General features: G+C 34.1%; 3 protein-coding genes. 1 reads left to right on the forward strand and 2 read right to left on the reverse strand.

Annotation, left to right across the window (positions count from 1 at the left end):
- Window positions 1-48 precede the first annotated feature (48 nt).
- Complete coding sequence (locus tag AC11ZT_RS05705; RefSeq protein WP_484058678.1) at window positions 49-1,314, reverse strand: cation:dicarboxylate symporter family transporter; 1,266 nt, start codon at window positions 1,312-1,314, stop codon at window positions 49-51.
- Window positions 1,315-1,545: 231 nt separating this feature from the next.
- Window positions 1,546-2,523, reverse strand: coding sequence for a S66 family peptidase (locus AC11ZT_RS05710; protein WP_484058679.1), 978 nt, complete (start codon window positions 2,521-2,523; stop codon window positions 1,546-1,548).
- 423 nt (window positions 2,524-2,946) lie between these two features.
- Here AC11ZT_RS05710 and AC11ZT_RS05715 point away from each other — a divergent pair.
- A partial coding sequence (locus AC11ZT_RS05715; protein ID WP_484058680.1) for a coiled-coil domain-containing protein occupies window positions 2,947-3,530 on the forward strand: 584 nt, incomplete at its 3' end.

Raw genomic sequence — 3,530 nt, forward strand, 5'->3', positions numbered from 1 at the left:
CAAAAAAGCCTCACGCTGTTGTGCGTGAGGCCTCTTGTTATCTATTTATTAAGATGCATGCTTGATTTCTTCTAAATACTTCGTTGCCACTTTGTCATCATACTGTTTTTCCCACTTGGACATAATAACAGCTGCCAAAGAGTTTCCAATTACGTTTACGACCGTACGAGCCATATCAAGAAGACGGTCAATACCTGCGATAAATGCCAATCCTTCTAATGGAATACCTACAGAACCTAGCGTTGCTAGCAATACAACGAACGATACGCCTGGCACACCAGCAATCCCTTTAGATGTCACCATCAAAACGAGAAGAAGCGTAATTTGTTGGGAAATCGGCAAATGGATACCGTACATTTGCGCCAAAAAGAGTGCTGCAATTGCTTGATACAATGTAGATCCATCCAAATTAAATGAATAACCAGTTGGAATAACAAATGATACGATTGCTTTAGGGCAACCGAATTTCTCCATTTTTTCCATAATTTTCGGCAAAACAGTTTCTGAACTTGCTGTTGAGTAAGCAAGAATAATTTCATCTTTTAAAATTCTAAAAAATTGGAAAATATTAACTCCAAATAACTTTGCAATAATTCCAAATACTACTATTATAAAAAAGAACATTGCCCCGTAGACAACTAGTACAAGTTTACCTAACGGAATAAGTGAGACTATGCCGAATTTTGAAACCGTAACCCCAATTAGAGCAAATACACCAAACGGAGCAAATTTCATTACTTGATTTGTAACGTAAAACATAGCTTCTGCAGTACCTTTAAAGAAGCGAAGAACCGGAAGCCCTTTTTCTCCAATAGCAGCAACACCGAGACCGAACATAACAGAGAAGAAAATAATAGCGAGCATATCGCCCTTAGCCAATGAATCGATAATATTGGTAGGAACAATATTAACAAATGTGTCGGCCATTGAATGTGTACCTACTTGATTAGCGGTAGTTACATAAGAAGCAATATCGGTCTTTTGTAAGCTTTTCATATTTACTCCAACACCAGGTTGAAATAAATTTGCAAAAAGCAATCCTAACACAATCGCAAATGTTGTAACAACTTCGAAATAAAGAATGGTTTTCCCACCTAATTTTCCAAGCTTTTTAATATCACCTACACCTGCTACCCCTACAACAAGACTAGATACAACAATTGGTACAACAATCATCTTAATGAGACGAATAAATACATCGCCAATCGGCTTTAAGTAAGTGACTAGATTTGCGTTACCATAAAAGATGGCACCAACAGCAATACCTAAGATGAGACCAATTAATATTTGCCAAGCTAACCCAATTTTTCTCATACTGACTCCCCCCTCAAGGAATAATCTATCAACTTTGGATAAATATATTGAATTTTCTAGTATTTTTATATATTTCTAGACGATTTAATATTTTTACCCTTAAGAATACATCATAATAAAAAAAATACTTTCTGACAATAACTTAATTACTATATTTATTTAAAAATTTCAATTTACCTTATTTCATAACTAACACGGGAGTCCAAATAAAAAAAGAGGGAGCTCCTCTTTTCAATGTATACTAATTTCTATATGTGTTTGACTCTGATTCGCAGATACTTTAATTGTACCACCAATAGGGAACGTAATAATCGGAGAAGTATGTCCAAAATTTATATTTGCAAGAACCGGTAAATGGTACAGTTCTTCTTTCGACCAAATGATTTGCTGAAGAAGTTTCATCGACATATTTGATTTCTTCTGAAAACGACCGATAAGAACGCCTTGAATGCCATTCGCTCCATTTATCTGTAGAAGCGACTGCAAATCACGATCAAATATGCGAGCATCTACTAAATCATCATCTTCAATAAATAATATAGTATTATGTAAATCTGGCATATATTCTGTTCCTTGTAGTAAGTTCAACGTACAAAGATTTCCGCCTACAATTCTTCCCTCGCTACTACCCTCCTGAATCACAACAGGGCCCTCATTTGGCAAAAAGCAGCGCGTTTCTTGGTTTAGATACCAAGCATCATCGCTCCACTCTTGTGAAGACTCTACGATAATCGAGCTATCATCCATGAGACACGCTTGAAAGTAATTCTTCGTATAGGAGAAGCCCTGCTTCATTGCAAAAGTTGAAAAATGAGGACCCGAATAGGTCACAAGTCCTGTTTTTTGATAAATCGCATTGCAAAGTGCGGTAATGTCCGAATAGCCGCAAATGACCTTCGGATTTTTACGAATCAAATCATAATCCAAATACCGTAGTAATTGATTTACATTAAATCCTCCGAGCGTTGTTAAGATTCCTTTGACTTGTGGATCACGGAACGCCTCATGCAAATCTTCTATTCTCGCTTGTACGGAAGAGGATAGAAAATCATCGCATTCTAATGCATGTTTAGAAAACGTAACATAAAGCCCCATTTCATTCAAAACCGCCGTTGCAAGATGACGCTGTTCTTCTGCTACTACAGCTAAACTAGTAGAAGGAGCCACAATACGAATTTCGTCTCCTTGCTTCAATTTTGTAGGAATCATCGTTATATTTCTCCTATTAGCAAAGTGAATTTATTATATTTTAAAAATATAATAAATATTCTAAAAAATAAGATATTTATTCATAGACAATCAATGGGTATTCTTTTCATTTTTGCTAGGTTTACCTTTTTCCTTTTTTACCAAATTTATCATACTAAAAAATGCCATTTTATTCAATTATTTAATTACATACACAGAAAAAACGGATGGCACATTTAATTATATAAATATCATTATTATAAATATATTATCGAATTCGTTTTTATGTTTTCATAATTAAAAACCCATTATTTACCTTCATTTCTATAATTATCTCTTTATTTACTAAGCAATTATTAAAATATTATTACACTTTCTTAAAATAATAGATTCTCTTTTTTTTACATGTAAAATGGATAAGGTAAAGAAAGGAGACTGTCATTCATGAATAGAAAGAATACGATTCTGAGTTTACTAACAGCTGGGACTCTCGTTGTATTCCCTAGCTTCACATACGCAGAATCGAATCAAAACCAATTAAACAGCATTGACTCGCAGCTATCTAGTAAACAACAAGATTTGCAAAACAAACAACAACAAAAGTCACAAATCGAAACAGATATTTCTTCTTTGCAAAAGAAGCTGGATGACTTACAAGCAGCTGCTAGTACAAATGAACAACAGTTAAAGACAACAAATAGTGAAATATTACAAACCCAGAATCAAATTAAAGAAAAGCAAAGTCGCATTGCAGCTTTAGAACAACAAATCGCAAAGCGCCAAGAATTAATTAAAAAACGCTTGCAATCTGTTCAAGAGCAGCCTCGTACTAATTTAATAACGGAAGTCGTTGTAAACTCTGGAAATCTTGCTGATTTAATTGAAAACTTATATTCTGTAACACTTATCTTAAATTCTGATAATGACATTCTCAAAGCACAGGATCGCGATCAACAGGAAGTAAAAAGTGAAAAAACTGCTATTGAAACAAAACAGAATGAATTAAAGAACTATGAGTTAACATTAAA

The organism is Ectobacillus sp. (assembly GCF_056992975.1).